Below are 1,229 nucleotides of genomic sequence, written 5' to 3' on the forward strand. Positions count from 1 at the left end.
CTTTACGATATTATCGTACAGGATGAACTGGGGTGCTATGTCCTGCTTGAGGACATTGAAATTATTGAAGCGGCGCCAGTGATGTTGAGCATCGTACCGAACTCCATACTTCCAGAGGTGTGCGAGGGCGATATGGACGGGGAGTTCAGTATCGATATTTCTGGCGGAACCTTGCCATACAGTGTAGCGCTGGACGATATCAACGGCCCTTATGCCACGGGCAGTGCGACGCAGACCCAGTTTGACTTTACGGGGCTCTCGGGCGGCGACCATATCGTATATGTGCGCGATGCCCAGGGCTGTGAATCGGAGTGGAACATCACCTTCCCGGAATCTGTAAGGCTCGATCCAGAGGTGGCCATAGAGTTTGGCTGTACCAACAACCTGTCGACCAATACGGTAACGGTGACCATTGATGAAAGCATAACGAACCCTTCGGACGTCGATTATTCCCTGAACGGTGGCCCGTACCAGTCCAGCAACGTATTTACCGATGTTCTGCCGGGAGTGGGGCACTATATAGAGGTAAGGCACACCAATGGCTGTATAAAGCCAACGGAACCGTTCGACATCCCCAATTACGAGCCCTTGCAGGTCGTACTGGAGGAAGGGACCAATATCAACGAGATCGTGGCCATCGCCACGGGGGGCACGGGGAACTATGAGTTCGAGCTCAACGGCGAGCCCTATGGCAGCACCAGTACCTTCCAGATCTACGAGACGGGCAACTATACCGTAGTGGTTACCGACAGCAATGGCTGTACGGCAACGGCATCGGGCTATTTTGAATATATAGACGTCTGTATCCCCAATTACTTTACCCCGGGACAGGGGAACAATTGGGGCCCAGGCTGCGGCAAGGACAGCTACAGGAACCTGACGGTGGACATTTATGACCGCTATGGGCGTGTTGTGGCAAGGCTTCGCGTAAACGATAAATGGGACGGCAAGTACAATGGCCGTGAGCTTCCCTCTGGGGACTATTGGTATGTGGTGAAGCTCAACGACAAGAAGGACGACCGCGATTTTGTGGGCCACTTTACCCTGTACCGCTAACCATGTTAACCCTCAAACATTAAGACCATGAAGACAAAATGCCTATTACTATATTTCTTTCTGCTTACCGTAACGTTTGGTTATGGCCAGGAGCTTAACCTGCCGGTATATACGCAATATTTGGCGGACAATGATTTTGTGGTATCGCCGACCTTTGCGGGTATAGGTGACTA

At 51.9% G+C, this 1,229-nt stretch carries 1 protein-coding gene and 1 pseudogene; both read left to right on the forward strand.

Annotation, left to right across the window (positions count from 1 at the left end; genetic code table 11):
* Positions 1-1,056 (forward strand): T9SS type B sorting domain-containing protein (locus MR062_RS17615; protein ID WP_242206744.1); only part of this gene is annotated, 1,056 nt, incomplete at its 5' end.
* 27 nt (positions 1,057-1,083) lie between these two features.
* Positions 1,084-1,229, forward strand: a pseudogene (locus tag MR062_RS17800) (PorP/SprF family type IX secretion system membrane protein); the annotation flags it as partial.

It is taken from the genome of Aestuariivivens insulae (assembly GCF_022662195.1).
Lineage (GTDB): Bacteria > Bacteroidota > Bacteroidia > Flavobacteriales > Flavobacteriaceae > Aestuariivivens > Aestuariivivens insulae.